This window comes from Acidithiobacillus sp. AC3 (genome assembly GCF_050261095.1).
Lineage (GTDB): Bacteria > Pseudomonadota > Gammaproteobacteria > Acidithiobacillales > Acidithiobacillaceae > Igneacidithiobacillus > Igneacidithiobacillus copahuensis.
Genome location: NZ_CP189838.1, coordinates 2230001 through 2243445 on the forward strand (window position 1 = coordinate 2230001; position 13445 = coordinate 2243445).

A 13445-nucleotide genomic window follows, 5' to 3' on the forward strand; every position below is an offset into this window, starting at 1 on the left:
GATCGGCACAGCATCTTCACCAAACACAACCCAGAAGACAACGAACCCACGCAGTTTCAGCGTGCCACCGAAGCCTTGGGAATTGCCACCATCCAGGCCTTGAGCCCACAGGCCAAAGGTCGGGTAGAACGCCTGTTCCAAACGCTTCAGGATCGCCTGGTCAAGGCCTTGCGCCTGAAGGGTATCAGCGATCAGGATACCGCCAACGCTTGGCTCCCCCAGTACCTGCAGCAACACAATGCGCGCTTTGCCGTGGCGGCATGCGACGACGAGGACGCCCACCAACCCTATGATGGAAGTCCAGAAACTCTCGCCCGGATCTGCGCCATCCACCACCGCCGTACCCTATCCAAAGACTTGGTGCTGTCTTTCCAGAGACAACGCTACATCATCCAGACCGGTGGTGCCCCACGTTATGCACTGCGCGGACGGAAAGTCGATGTCGTGGTCCATGCCAACGGGCAAGTAGAACTAGTAGCCGCCCAGGCAGTCTTGCCCTACAAGGTCTTCGATCCCGCCCAGGAAATCCCTCGTCCTGTCGATGACAAAGGCCTCAACGCACGTGTCGACACGATCCTGGCGTCCCGCCGCTGGTCCGAAAAATCCCGACCTGCTGCCGACCACCCTTGGCGTCGTTACCCCACCTCAGATTGTCCTTGAAAGAAACCAACACCCAGGAAACCGGACATCTCTATCTTGCCCAACACCGGACATTTCTAATGTGCCTTGACACAGTTTCGCAAAATCTCTTTCAGGGCCGTTGCAGCAGGGCCTCGATGGCCGGTGCGATCTTCTGCGGCGAGACACGGGGCGAGTAACGACGCCGGGGTTTGCCACTGCGGTCAATCAGAAATTTGGTGAAATTCCATTTGATGCGTGGCCCCAGCCAACCAGGCAGGGCAGTTTTCAGGTAGTCAAAGAGGGGTTCGGCACCGGGTCCGTTGACATCGACCTTGGCGAAAACGGGAAAGCTGACGGCGAAGCGCCCATAGCAGACATCGCCGATGGCATCGGCGTTGCCGGGCTCCTGGTGGCCGAACTGGTTACAGGGGAAAGCAAGCACGGTGAAGCCGCGCTCCCGGTAGCGCTCATAGAGCGCCTGCAGGCCCTGGTACTGCGGTGTAAAGCCACAGAGGCTTGCCGTATTGACGATGAGCAAGACCTGTCCGGCGAAATCGCGCAGGCAGCAGTCCTTGCCGTTTAGCAAAGGCAAACAAAAATCGTAGAGTTCCGTTTTTTCTATCACCAGGCCTACCTCTTTACCGCAAGATCACGCGGGCGAAATGCTTTTTGCCATACTGCACGAGATATTCTTCGCCGGGAGCGAGGGCTAGCCCAGGGTCTTCGACACGCGCATCCTGCAGGCGAACGGCGCCCTCGCGCACCTTGCGCATCCCCTCACTGCTGCTGCGCACCCAACCCAGATTCTGTAGAAGACGCGCTATGCTATACGGCTGATCCATGGCAATTTCCTGCAAAGGGAGGTTATCTGGACGCTCATGCCGTTGAAATTGTGCCAGAAAACCATCATACGCCAACTGTCCGGCATCCGCGCCATGAAAACGCGCGACCAGCTCTTGTGCCAGGGCAAGTTTACAGTCGCGGGGATTGCGCGTTCCGCTCTCACATTCTCGCTGCCGGCGCTGCTGCTCTGCCGCTGGCAGACGCGACAGAAGAGTGTAGTAGCGCCACATCAGGGTATCGGAGATGGACATCACCTTACCAAAGATCTGCTCCGGAGGGTCTTGTAAGGCGATGTAGTTGCCCAGGGATTTGGACATTTTTTGTATGCCATCCAGCCCTTCGAGAATGGGCATGGTAAAAACCAGCTGCTGGGGCTGCCCCCAATTTTTCTGCAACTCGCGACCGACCAGCAGATTGAAGCGCTGATCGGTGCCACCCAGCTCGACATCAGCCTTGAGGGCAACGGAGTCGTACCCTTGCAGGAGGGGGTAGAGAAATTCGTGAATGGCGATGGCCTGGCCGGCAGCGTAGCGCTTGCTGAAGTCGTCGCGTTCCAGCATGCGGGCCACCGTGGACTGCGCCGCGAGGTGGATCATTTCACTCGGACTGAAGCGGTCGAGCCACTGGGAATTGAACACGACTTGCGTACGTTCTGGGTCGAGGACCTTGAAAATCTGCTCGCGGTAGGTCTGGGCGTTGGCCTGCACATCCTCCGCACTGAGCGGCGGGCGGGTGCTGTTCTTGCCGGTGGGATCTCCGATGCGTGCGGTAAAATCACCAATGACAAACAGCAATTCGTGCCCCAGATCCTGAAACTGGCGAGCCTTGTGGAGCAGAACCGTGTGACCAAGGTGGAGGTCCGGGGCGGTTGGATCCATACCCAGTTTGATCCGTAGGGACCGCTTTTCGTTTTCTGCCCGTTGCAGTAGCGAGACCAGACCGCCCTCGGGCAGGATATCGGCTGCGCCGAGCTGTAATTGGCCTAGAGCTGTCGCGTGATCCATGTTGCCTTCCATCTGCCAAATTTACCGGCGATGGTAGCATCGCTGCCGATCAGGGCGAAGCCGGGCGCGGGTGACCGATACAGCACTATCCGAACCCGTCGGCAATGACGATAAATTTATACGAATTTTCTGGTGTTCCCGAGAGAACAGGGAAGATGCATTTTGGCGCACAAAGCTGGCTAAACAACATCCAGTCCATCAGCAGTAATGCCCATTAACCATTGCATTTTGCGCAAGCGCCTATCATGGCACATGCCTTGCTAGTATTTTGCACATCACAATCATAGGGGTGATATATGACCAGAACGAAACCGCTACTGTTGTCTGGGGTAGTATCTGCCGCGCTCGCTGCCGGCCTTCTGTATGCACCGGGGGCGGAAGCCGCAAATTGGTTCGAACTGCAGGGCATTTCTCCAGCGAAAGCGCCGTTGTTTGGGGTATCGGGCTTTATCGAGCCGACGATCTGGGTACAGCCTGGTACGGAAGATGGGCTGCTGCATGAGGTACCGCACATCAACCTGGTCGGCCCGGATTTTAGCCAGGGTACGACCGCCGGTATTTTACGCGCTCGTATCATGTTTCGCGGAAACCTGAATCCCAATATCTCGTACTTTGTCGCTGGGGAGTTTGGCAATAATGGCTACACCCATGTACGGAGCGGATACCAGCCGGGTTTGATCGATGGTCACGTCACTTTCAGCTACATCCCCGGAGCCCGGGTGGAGGTGGGCCTGATTCGCGCTCCGAGTAGCGAAGGCGCCATGCAGGGCTTTATGACTTATAACTATGTCATCAGCTCGACGGTCATTAACCAGTTGATGAACCAGCCCATGCTGAATTCCGCCTACATCAGCAAAGATAGTCCCGCCGGCTACCTGATTCCTGGCACGGAAAAACTGGGCGTCAATGGCTATCGCTACCCCGGTGCCATGATCTTTGACTGGTTTCGCAGCGGGCCATGGGAGTTCACCTATGGAGCCATGGTCGGCATGTACGGTACCGTCGCCGCAGGCAACCAATCGAACGAGCCTATGGAAGCGGTACGCTTGCAAGAAGCGTATATCCTTGGCGGGAAAGGACCGTTTCGCAGCGATATCCAGGGCGGCATTTGGTATCAGCACGCCGTGCCACGTTTTGATGGCGCAAATTATGACATGAACCGCTACGGTGCCGACTTGCAATATCTGCAGGGATACATGCATCCCTGGGGTCGGCAGTTTCGTTTTGAATATATGCGCGGCAATGGCTGGATCGATGCACCCGCAGCCTTCAACAAGGCCGATCTGAAACAAGCGGCATTGTACCAAACTCAGCTATATCCGGGTATTGGCAACAAGGCTTGGGGGTATATGGTGGAAGGCGGACTTTTCCTGACCAAAAACATCGAAGTAAATCTGCGCTACGATTACTACAACCGCCTGCCCAACAATCCTGCCCAAAACCGGATTTTCAAGACCTATGCGCTGGGTTTGCAATACCATTTCACGCCATTGACCAAGGTGATGGCGGGATATTATTTCCGCACGCTGGATGTTCCCCATCCGAACGCCACCAGTGAGAGCGTAGCCAGCGCTGTCGATAATGTCTTTGCCCTGCAGGCAATGATTGCTTTCTAACGTCATAAGGAGCCCACAAATGCGTCACTCTTCGCTATTCCGTCGCGTTCTCTTTACGCTTGGCATTCCGCTTCTCCTCGTCCTGGGAACAAGTCCGGCCTGGGCCAATGTATCGATGCTGCACGATTTCGATTACAGCAAACCGACCTTCATACACAATCACCCCTTCGCCAAGGCCAAAGTGGTCCTGCAGGTCAGTCAGGCCGATCCCGCGCGCTGGAACCTGACCCTCAACAATGCGCAGAATTTACTCAATTATTTTGGGCAGGAGCAGGTACAAGTCATCGTCGTGGCCTTTGGTCCCGGCATCAAGATGTATCTGCCGAAAAACAAGGGAATCGCGGACCGCATTGCTGCCATCAACGCCGAGGGGGTGGAATTTGATGTCTGTCATAACAGCATGGAGGCGTTCAAGAAGAAGACGGGTCATCTGCCCCCCCTCGACCCCTCAGTAGTCATTGTTCCGGCGGGAATCGTGCGCATCATGCAACTGGAGTCGCATGGCTTTGACTATGTGAAACCATAATTTCAGGCTTTCTCAGCCCGCTTGAGGTGGTCGATGTCCGGCCACCTTTTTTGTTACGGTTTACTGTCGCGGCCGATACCGTATTTGAGACGACGCGCGGGTAGATACCAACGCAGCCCATCGATGAACATCAAGCATCCAGCGCCAATGAGAACATAGTCGGTGAAACTATAAGCGCTGGCATTCAGCAACTTGTGCATGGCAATGCCCAGACCGACAAAAGAAACACCCGTACGAATCAGGGACAATCCCGTTCTGGCTCGGGCATAGGAGGTGCGGTGGCTGGCAGCGATAGTCCGTTGCGCAGCAAGAATGTTACGTTCTCGCGCCAGGTGGGTACGTTCCTTACTCGCGGGCACCGGGCGCAACACCGAACAGTAGTTGGGAATTGCGGCAGCGAGCTTGGCAAGCGCCGATTGGTCCTCGGCCTCCATGGGCGCTTCGGGAAGATGATAACGCTCGGTAAAGCGAATATTTTGCGTGGTGATATCGATCAGCGCGCGTTGGCACGGCAAGTCCATACGCGCTCGTCGCACCTTGAGGTAATCAAGCAATCCGAAACCGGCCAGCACCGCACCCGAGAGCAAGATGGGCAAGTGATAGGGAGCCAGAAACGAGTGCGGAAAATGCGAGACTACGCTGGATATGGCCACCAGGGTCAAGCCCCAGCGCAGAAGCTTCATTGATGTCCGCGCGCGGGCATGGGCCGTACGATGTGCCGCGAGCTTGGTGCGCCAATGCGCCATGGTGTTGCGCCAGTAGGCCAGCCCCGTGCGTTCTATGCCGATGAGAAACGGTGCTTCGGCATGCAGGTAGTCCTGGATATACCAGCGGATGTCTTCGCGCAGGGCAACACGAAACTCATAGCGCGGCGCGGGGATGAGTCGCTGTACCTCTTCTTGCATCGCTTCATTGCTAGGATCGGCTGCGGCAATGATGACCGTGTTGTCGACGCGCCGCAGCGGAAACCAGACATTCATACGCAGTACCTTGGCATCGAGGCCTGCGAAGAGCTCGGTAGGAACCGGCAAGCGCTCGTCGTATTGCACGCAGGCGCAGCCGTAACGCTTTGCCAGCGCCGACAGCAAATCGCAACGCGCTACGGCAAAGTCCCTCAGCAGAACGCGCTCCAGCTCGATGCCACGCCACGCCGCCTGACGCTTTGCCTCCGTCAATTCCGCAGCGCTGAGAACGCCGTTGTCGAGCAGGGCGTCGTAGATGCGCAAGTCGTCACTCACGGTAGAGCTCTCGCTTCCAGGCGCTGCGCGGCAGACTGTAGTCTGCATCAGCAATTTCGAAGTCGTTATCGACATACCTGGAACGCCGCTTGACCCGCTCGGCGGGCAGATACCAGTGCAATCCATCAGCGATCAGGTACAGGCCGGCGATGACCAAAGCGATATCGAAAATGGACCAGAAGACATGCACATGCCCGGTAAAATGAAAATACACAAAGAGGCCGGTGCCCACGGTCATGACACTGAAGCCGGTACGGATGAAGGCCATGCCGGTGCGCGCCCGCGCCATGATCGTTCGCAGCCGCGACATGGTATTGCGTTTGTCTGCCAGGGTGGTGCGCTCCAGGGCGAGTCCGGTAGTAGCGAAGACGCCGGGCTGAGCCTGCGGCGAATTGGCCTCTGCTACCGGATCGATGCCCTGCGCATAGAGACACAGAGAAGGAAAAATCGTATCCCAAAGGCCGGCAACGTCGCGTTTCTCTGCCACCGCTGCCAGCGCCTTGTTGGCGGCACGCCGCCCCGGCCCATACCAGAGGAAGCCCTCGATCAGCATCAACACACCGATAACGACGAGGCTCCAGTCGAAGATCGACCAGGGGCCGGCAGGGAATTTCCGGATAAAGCCAATACCCACACCAGCAAAAGCGACTCCGGTACGGGCAAAGGCGAGCCCGGTGCGGGCCTTGGCCATCATCACCCGCAGATAGGCTAATATGGTTCGCTCTTCGGCGAGGTTGGTACGGTCATTCGCCAGAAAGCGCCGGCGCTCCACCGGAGAGAGGGCATCCCAGTTTTGCCGCAACGCCGTACTGCCGGGAACGATGGCACTGCGCGAAAACTCCATCGCGCCACCCGGATCTACCATATTGATAGCGGTGTATCCTTCTGGCACCGGGTATGGGGGATAGCTCTTGATTCGGCGCGATTCCTTCCGTGCTGGAAAATACCAAAGCAGGCCATCGACAATGGCAAATAGGCCAATAATGAGCAGCGGAATCTCAAAAATAAGCAGATCTCCGGTACCAAACAAACGAAAAAATGCGACCGCGATGGTGATGAAGGTGAGCCCAGTACGCGCGAGAGCGAGACCCGTACGACTGCGGGCAAACTGCGTCCTCTGCGCTGAGTAGCGGGTACGCAGGCCCGCCAGGTAGGTGCGCACCTTGGCCAGGGGTGTGCGCCCGGCATACACGGGAAAATGCTCGTTGAGGTCCGCACTGTTTTCAATCAGACGCACGAGATCCGACGGCGTCGCCACCCGGAAGCAGAGTTCCCGCACCCCCAGAGAGCTGCGGATGTGCTCTACAAGCTGCGGATCTTCCGGGTTGCAAACGATGACTTCAGCGCTGTCATCATCCCAGCGGATAGGCAACCATAATTCGTCACGCAGTGAATCGACATTCAGTCGGCGCAAAATGGCGGCGGAAGCGGTCAGCGATTCGTCGTACTCGACCGTTGGCCAGTCGTAGCGAGCAGACAGCTCCTGGAGTTGCAGATCTTTTTCTTGTACCTGTGCGTTAATCTTCGTACCTCAAATTCTTACCGAGCAACATATGCCGCGGCTTGATCCGATAGGAGAAACGGGTGGCAACTAATGTTTCCCTCATTAACCGTTTATTTTATACAAAAAAGTAGCTTTCTTACCAACAATAGCAGTTGATAGGCGATTTAGATTCCCTTATGAGATGACTGTCGCGTGCAGACCGGGGAAAAGAGTGGACAAGCCATTTGCAAGAAAGGTGACCGCAATGGCGGCCAGGATCAATCCAAAAATCCGCGTCGAGATATTGATTCCGGTTACCCCCATTCTCCGGCTCAGGGGCTCGGCAAGACGCAGAGCAGCATACGCCACCAGACTAATGATCAGAATGTCGACGACCAAGAGACCACTGGCCAGCCAAGTATTGCTCCGATTGTGCGCAATGATGACGGTGACCATGGTGCCCGGTCCGGCGAGCAGCGGGATGGCCAACGGTACTACCGCCACCGCCTCCTTCTGCATACCCTCTGCCGCCTCTTCCGGGGTATGCTTGTAACGTCCGCCGGACTTGGCCTGCAGCATGTTCAGGGCGAGCAGCATGAGAATCATGCCACCGGCGACCTGGAAGGCGGCGATGCTGATCCCGAAGAAACGCAGGATGTATTCCCCTAGAAAGGCAGAAATCAGGAGCACCACCGCCACCGCGCGCGCCGCCATCTTGGCGGTCTGCAGGCGTTGCGCCGGACTCTCATCATTGGTGAGGGCGATGAAGATGGGGACCGCTCCAATGGGGTTGAGAATTGCGAGCAGTGCGATGAGGGTGCGCAATGCGCCATGGATGTCAGCGCCAAGCAAATCTGTGTACCTCGAAAACGACAAGTAAAGAACGCGGCGGGCAGATGGTACTCTCTTGCATTGGCAAGAGCGAGTACATATTTATAATAGGCTGATTGGTACAGGAAAGGAGTAGCATCGATGCCAACTTATGAATATGTATGCAAGGAATGCGGTCATCAGCTCAGCGCTGAGCAAAAAATGTCTGACCCGCGCCTGGTAGATTGTCCGGCCTGCGGCAAGCCAGGATTGGAGCGGCAGCTCAGCGCTGGCGGTTTTGCCCTGAAGGGCAGCGGCTGGTACGAAACAGATTTCAAGGGTTCCAGTAAAACGACCAAGAGCGAGGAGGGCAGTACCAGCGCGGCACCCCCTTGTGCGGGCGGCGCCTGCGCCTGTCATTGACGTAGGACGTCGGGAGCGACACCATTAGCGGGCCCGATCGGGCCCTCATTTTTTGCCAGGATACACCTTATGCGCAGTCATTATTGTCACCAGGTTACAGAACAACAAATCGGCGAGTCGGTCACCCTCTGCGCCTGGGTACAACGGCGGCGCGACCACGGCGGAGTAATCTTTCTCGATCTGCGCGATCGTGAGGGTCTGGTGCAGGTGGTGGTCGATCCCGATCGCCCGGCGGCCTTTGCCAGTGCCGAAGACTGTCGCTCGGAGTTTGTCGTGCGGGTGGTCGGTAAGGTGCGGGCGCGCCCTGCTGGGACGGAAAATCCGCAGCTGCCCAGCGGCAAGGTGGAGATTCTGGCGGAGGAAATCGAAATTTTGAGTCGCGCTGATGCCCTGCCCTTTCCGCTGGATGAAGAGGGCATCGGCGAGAACCTGCGTCTGCAATATCGCTATCTCGATCTGCGACGACCGCAGATGCTGCACAATCTTCGCCTGCGCCATCAGATCACGCGCCACGTGCGCAATTACCTGGATGCCGCCGGCTGTATCGATGTGGAAACCCCGGTACTGACGCGCTCCACGCCCGAGGGCGCACGCGACTATCTGGTACCCTCGCGCACCTACCCGGGGGAATTCTTCGCCCTGCCGCAAAGCCCGCAACTCTTTAAACAGCTGTTGATGGTAGCGGGATTTGACCGCTACTACCAGATTACCAAGTGTTTCCGTGACGAGGATTTGCGCGCTGATCGGCAACCGGAGTTTACGCAGATCGACATCGAGCTGTCTTTTGTCGAAGAGAAAGACGTCATGGCTTTGGCGGAGCCAATGATTCGCGGCCTGTTTCGTGACGTCTTGCAGACAGAATTGCCAGACCCCTTCCCACACATGACCTATGGCGAGGCCATGCAGCGCTTTGGCGTGGATCGCCCCGACCTGCGCAACCCGCTGGAGCTCACTGAGCTGACCGATCTGATGCGCAGTGTCGAATTCAAGGTCTTTCGCGCTGCTGCCGATGCACCGCACGGCCGCGTGGCCTGCCTGCGGGTGCCCGGTGGGGCGAGTCTCAGCCGGGCACAGATCGATGGTTACACCGAGTTTGTCGCCATCTATGGCGCCAAGGGGCTGGCCTGGATCAAGGTCAATGATCTTGCTTCGGGGGCTTCCGGCCTGCAGTCGCCCATCGTCAAATTTCTGCCTGAACCCGTATTACAGGAGATTCTGCAGCGTAGTGGCGCCGAGGATGGCGACATCCTCTTCTTTGGGGCCGACCGCGCCAAGATCGTCAACGAGGCCCTGGGTAACCTGCGCAACCGCGTTGGAACGGATCTCGGGCTCGTACAGGCAGGATGGAAACCCGTCTGGATCACCGACTTTCCGATGTTCGAGTTTGACGAGAAAGAGGAGCGCTGGAGCTCCACCCATCACCCCTTTACCGCGCCCCAGTCCACCGATCTGGCAACCCTGCGGACGGATCCGGAACACGCCCTCGCCCGCGCCTATGATCTGGTACTGAACGGCAACGAGATTGGTGGCGGGAGCATCCGCATCCATCGCGAGGAGGTGCAGAAGGAGGTCTTCGCGGCTCTGGGAATCGGACCCGAGGAAGCGCAGGACAAGTTCGCCTTTCTGCTCGATGCCTTACGCTTTGGTGCGCCACCTCATGGCGGCATGGCCTTCGGGCTCGATCGTCTGGTGATGTTGATGAGTGGCAGTGATACCATTCGCGACGTCATCGCTTTCCCCAAGACGCAAAAGGCGGGTTGCCTGCTCACCGCAGCGCCCAGTCCAGTGGCCGACCGCCAGTTGCAGGAGCTTGGTATCCGGCTCCGGCCGGGAGTGGGAGATGGACTACAAAATCCCTAAGTCAGTACTCGTACTCGTGCATACCGCAACCCAAGTACTGCTGCTGGAACGGGTTCGACCTCAAGGTTTTTGGCAGTCGGTCACCGGCAGCCTCGAAGCGGGAGAACGCTGGCAACAAGCGGCAGAGCGGGAGCTGCGCGAGGAAACCGGCTTTGCCGCCACGGGCCTGATTGATACCGGCGTGCGTAACCGTTTTCCCATCGTTCCACCCTGGTCGGAGCGCTATGCGCCAGGGGTAACAGAAAACGAGGAGCGAATCTTCACTCTCTGTCTGGCAAGGACGGAAACGCCACGCCTGCGGCCCGAGGAGCATTGTGCCTTTGCTTGGCTATCCCCCACCGAAGCAGCGGAACGCTGCGGTTCTTGGACCAACCGTAACGCCATCATTCGCCTCTTCGGTAACCTTGACGCCGGGCGTGCAGCCTCTTAGCTTGGTAGTGTTAGTGCGGATGATCGGACGGAGGTGGCAATGACGGTCGACACGGTGCAATTTCGCGGACGCAACCAAGCGGCGGAAGTCGATACCCGGATTCGCGTCGCCAAGGCGGCGCTGGGCAAGCGTGCCGTCATCCTCGGCCACCACTACCAGCGCGAGGAAGTATATCGCCATGCCGACTTCCATGGCGATTCCCTGCAACTATCGCGGGCAGCCGCCGAGCTGGATGCCGAGTATATCGTGTTTTGCGGGGTCCATTTCATGGCTGAGGTGGCGGACATTCTCAGCCGTCCCGAGCAGAAAAGCATCCTTCCCGACCTGCAGGCGGGCTGCGCCATGGCCGACATGGCAAGTATCGAGCAGGTGGAGCGCGCCTGGGAAGAGCTGGGCACGGTGCTCGATCCCGAGGCGGAGATCACCCCCGTCACCTACGTCAATTCCAGCGCCGAAATCAAGGCCTTCTGTGGACGCCATGGTGGCACGGTCTGCACCTCCTCCAATGCCCGCAAGATCCTCGACTGGGGCTTTCACCAGCGTCCCAAGGCCTTTTTCTTTCCTGATCAGCACTTGGGGCGCTGGAGTGGGCATCAATTGGGCATTCCCTTGCGCGAGATGCCGGTCTGGGATCCCGCGCTGCCTCTGGGGGGGCTCTCTCCCGAGGAGATTCGCCAGGCAAAGATCCTGCTCTGGAAAGGGCACTGTTCGGTACATCAGATGTTCCAGCCCATTCATATCGAACGCTGGCGTGCCGCACACCCCCAAGGCAAGGTCATCGCCCACCCGGAGGCCGCCTTTGAGGTCTGCTCCATGGCCGATGCCGTCGGCTCCACGGATTTCATCCTGAAAACCGTGAAGGCTGCAGAATCCGGCAGTGAGTGGCTGGTGGGTACGGAAATCAACCTCGTCACCCGCCTGGCGGAGGAGGTGCGTCCCGAGGGGAAGACAGTGGAATTCATGTCGCCCATGGTCTGCATGTGCTCGACCATGTTCCGCATCGACCCGGAGCAGTTGGCGTTGACGCTGGAGGAATTGGTCGCCGGTCGCGAGCGCAATGTCATTCGCGTAGCCGAACAAACCGCTGTAGAGGCACGCGTCGCCCTGCAACGCATGCTGGAGCAGTCCTGAGCGCGATCATGCCGGCGGCTGCCGCCGATCAGAGCAGCGACTGGACATTTTCGCAACGTGCCGCACATCGGGGAATCCTCTGCTACGCACGACAGTACCAAGGGGGCCATTGGGACGCCAGCACGGTTCCGGCGTCCGGCGCCGCCATCATCGCCTGCAATCACCTTTCGGTGCTTGACCCCCTGCTTCTGATCGCCAGCAATCAGCGCCTGATTTCCTTTCTGGTGGCACAGGAATACTACGATCTCCGCTGGCTGCGCCCGTGGCTGGACCTGAGCGCGTGCATCCCGGTGCGCCGCGATGGCCGCGATCTGCGCGCGCTGCTGCAGGCGCGTCGGCAATTGCAGGCCGGGCGGGTTCTCGGCATTTTTCCCGAAGGCGGCATTGCCCGCGAAGGGATGGAAAAGGGCCTGGCCTGGCTGGTCCGTGAGAGCGCCGCGCCGGTCGTCCCCGCCCGGGTCCTGGGAGTGCATCAATATTCCTCTGACTGGCAGACCTGGCTGCGGCGCCAGCATCCCGTGCTGCGCTACGGAGTTCCCCTGCATTTTCATCCGGATGCCGATGCTGGCGAGATCCTCGGTGCGACGCGCAGCGCCATCACCACCCTGGCATGACGTTTGCGTGATATTTGGGCTATCATGCGCGCTATCAGCGCGTTGTGAAGGTTCAGGAGTTGGGTATGTCCGGTCATAGCAAATGGTCCACCATCAAATTCAAGAAGGCACTCAAAGACGCCAAACGAGGCAAGGTCTTTACCCGCCTCATTCGCGAAATTACCGTGGCGGCGCGCGCCGGTGGTGGTGACCCGGGCAGCAACTCGCGGCTGCGTCTCGCCCTCGACAAGGCCTATGCGGCCAATATGACTAAGGATACCGTGGAGCGCGCCGTCAAGCGGGGCACCGGAGAGCTGGAGGGCGTGGACTACGAGGAGGTCACCTATGAGGGCTACGGCCCCGGCGGCGTCGCCATCCTGGTGGAGACCATGACCGACAACAAGGTGCGCACGGTAGCCGAGATTCGCCATATCTTTTCCAAGCGCGGTGGCAATATGGGCACTGCGGGCTCGGTGGCCTATCAATTCAAAAAGCTGGGCTTGATCACCTTCCCTGCCGATGCCGATGAAGACCGTATTCTGGAGGCGGCCTTGGAGGCTGGGGCAGAGGATGTGGTCAATGAGGGGGAACGGATCGCCGTATACACCGCGGCTACTGACCTGCACGCAGTGACACAGGCACTGACAGATGCCGGGCTGCAACCCGAGGACAGCGAGATCACCATGATCCCCGAAAACACCATTGAAGTCAGCGGCGAGGAGGCGGAAAAGCTCCTGCGCCTGATCGAGTTTCTGGAGGAAAATGACGACGTGCAGAACGTCTACGCCAATTATGAACTGAGTGAAGAAGAGATGGCACGGTTGGAGGCAGCGGCATCCTGAGGATGCGGTGAGCGACGGACCAATC

14 protein-coding genes (1 of these 14 cut by a window edge) are annotated in these 13445 nt (G+C 58.4%); 9 read left to right on the forward strand and 5 right to left on the reverse strand.

Annotated features, from left to right (window positions below; translation table 11 throughout):
- Positions 1-660 carry the 3' portion of an ISNCY family transposase gene (locus ACQAYK_RS11265; protein WP_483167386.1) on the forward strand. It extends 603 nt beyond the left edge of the window, so only the last 660 of its 1263 coding nucleotides appear in the window; its start codon lies beyond the left edge, outside the window; the stop codon is at positions 658-660.
- A gap of 91 nt (positions 661-751) precedes the next feature.
- Here the strand turns inward: ACQAYK_RS11265 and ACQAYK_RS11270 are convergent, their stop codons facing one another.
- Entirely contained in the window at positions 752-1246 is a 495-nt protein-coding gene (locus tag ACQAYK_RS11270; RefSeq protein WP_255789755.1) for a glutathione peroxidase, read from the reverse strand.
- Between the two features lie 13 nt (positions 1247-1259).
- Positions 1260-2468 carry a tyrosine--tRNA ligase gene (tyrS, locus tag ACQAYK_RS11275; protein ID WP_226827498.1) on the reverse strand — a complete coding sequence of 403 codons (1209 nt, stop codon included), beginning with the start codon at positions 2466-2468 and terminating at the stop codon, positions 1260-1262.
- 296 nt (positions 2469-2764) lie between these two features.
- On the opposite strand from tyrS, the gene ACQAYK_RS11280 reads away from it, so the two are divergent.
- Both ACQAYK_RS11280 and ACQAYK_RS11285 read left to right on the forward strand, forming a co-directional pair.
- The gene (locus ACQAYK_RS11280; RefSeq protein ID WP_215872704.1) at positions 2765-4084 is read left to right on the forward strand and encodes a porin; all 1320 of its coding nucleotides are present in this window, start codon (positions 2765-2767) and stop codon (positions 4082-4084) included.
- Between the two features lie 19 nt (positions 4085-4103).
- A complete protein-coding gene (locus tag ACQAYK_RS11285) occupies positions 4104-4610 on the forward strand; it encodes a DsrE family protein (protein ID WP_226827496.1) in 507 nt (168 codons plus the stop codon).
- A 53-nt stretch (positions 4611-4663) separates the two neighbouring features.
- Here the strand turns inward: ACQAYK_RS11285 and ACQAYK_RS11290 are convergent, their stop codons facing one another.
- The 3 genes from ACQAYK_RS11290 to ACQAYK_RS11300 form a co-directional block, all read right to left on the reverse strand.
- On the reverse strand, positions 4664-5848 hold the full coding sequence (locus ACQAYK_RS11290; protein WP_255789756.1) for a GspE/PulE/PilB domain-containing protein: 1185 nt from the start codon (positions 5846-5848) through the stop codon (positions 4664-4666).
- Entirely contained in the window at positions 5841-7370 is a 1530-nt protein-coding gene (locus ACQAYK_RS11295) for a GspE/PulE/PilB domain-containing protein (protein WP_255790305.1), read from the reverse strand. The genes ACQAYK_RS11290 and ACQAYK_RS11295 overlap by 8 nt, the downstream gene beginning before the upstream one ends.
- Positions 7371-7526: 156 nt before the next feature.
- Positions 7527-8183 carry a MarC family protein gene (locus tag ACQAYK_RS11300; protein WP_215872702.1) on the reverse strand — a complete coding sequence of 219 codons (657 nt, stop codon included), beginning with the start codon at positions 8181-8183 and terminating at the stop codon, positions 7527-7529.
- A gap of 120 nt (positions 8184-8303) precedes the next feature.
- Here ACQAYK_RS11300 and ACQAYK_RS11305 point away from each other — a divergent pair, with 120 nt between their 5' ends.
- The 6 genes from ACQAYK_RS11305 (at position 8304) to ACQAYK_RS11330 (ending at position 13420) form a co-directional block, all read left to right on the forward strand.
- Positions 8304-8564: an FmdB family zinc ribbon protein gene (locus tag ACQAYK_RS11305; RefSeq protein WP_215872701.1), complete on the forward strand. Its 261-nt coding sequence runs from the start codon at positions 8304-8306 to the stop codon at positions 8562-8564.
- A gap of 69 nt (positions 8565-8633) precedes the next feature.
- Positions 8634-10424 carry an aspartate--tRNA ligase gene (gene aspS, locus ACQAYK_RS11310; RefSeq protein WP_215872700.1) on the forward strand — a complete coding sequence of 597 codons (1791 nt, stop codon included), beginning with the start codon at positions 8634-8636 and terminating at the stop codon, positions 10422-10424.
- The gene (gene nudB, locus ACQAYK_RS11315; RefSeq protein ID WP_215872699.1) at positions 10405-10854 is read left to right on the forward strand and encodes a dihydroneopterin triphosphate diphosphatase; all 450 of its coding nucleotides are present in this window, start codon (positions 10405-10407) and stop codon (positions 10852-10854) included. Before aspS ends, nudB begins: the two co-directional genes overlap by 20 nt.
- Before the next feature lie 39 nt (positions 10855-10893).
- A complete protein-coding gene (gene nadA / locus ACQAYK_RS11320) occupies positions 10894-11985 on the forward strand; it encodes a quinolinate synthase NadA (RefSeq protein WP_215872698.1) in 1092 nt (363 codons plus the stop codon).
- A gap of 8 nt (positions 11986-11993) precedes the next feature.
- Positions 11994-12599, forward strand: a complete 606-nt coding sequence (locus ACQAYK_RS11325) for a lysophospholipid acyltransferase family protein (RefSeq protein WP_215872697.1) — start codon at positions 11994-11996, stop codon at positions 12597-12599.
- A 65-nt stretch (positions 12600-12664) separates the two neighbouring features.
- Positions 12665-13420, forward strand: coding sequence for a YebC/PmpR family DNA-binding transcriptional regulator (locus ACQAYK_RS11330; RefSeq protein ID WP_215872696.1), 756 nt, complete (start codon positions 12665-12667; stop codon positions 13418-13420).
- Positions 13421-13445 lie beyond the last annotated feature (25 nt).

Bases quoted from the DNA above. Each gene is read 5' to 3' on its own strand.
- aspS (WP_215872700.1), top strand. From the start codon at position 8,634: ATGCGCAGTCATTATTGTCACCAGGTTACAGAACAACAAATCGGCGAG.
- nudB (WP_215872699.1), top strand. From the start codon at position 10,405: ATGGACTACAAAATCCCTAAGTCAGTACTCGTACTCGTGCATACCGCA.
- ACQAYK_RS11330 (WP_215872696.1), top strand. From the start codon at position 12,665: ATGTCCGGTCATAGCAAATGGTCCACCATCAAATTCAAGAAGGCACTC.
- ACQAYK_RS11280 (WP_215872704.1), top strand. From the start codon at position 2,765: ATGACCAGAACGAAACCGCTACTGTTGTCTGGGGTAGTATCTGCCGCG.
- nadA (WP_215872698.1), top strand. From the start codon at position 10,894: ATGACGGTCGACACGGTGCAATTTCGCGGACGCAACCAAGCGGCGGAA.
- ACQAYK_RS11285 (WP_226827496.1), top strand. From the start codon at position 4,104: ATGCGTCACTCTTCGCTATTCCGTCGCGTTCTCTTTACGCTTGGCATT.
- tyrS (WP_226827498.1), bottom strand. From the start codon at position 2,468: ATGGATCACGCGACAGCTCTAGGCCAATTACAGCTCGGCGCAGCCGAT.
- ACQAYK_RS11325 (WP_215872697.1), top strand. From the start codon at position 11,994: ATGCCGGCGGCTGCCGCCGATCAGAGCAGCGACTGGACATTTTCGCAA.
- ACQAYK_RS11305 (WP_215872701.1), top strand. From the start codon at position 8,304: ATGCCAACTTATGAATATGTATGCAAGGAATGCGGTCATCAGCTCAGC.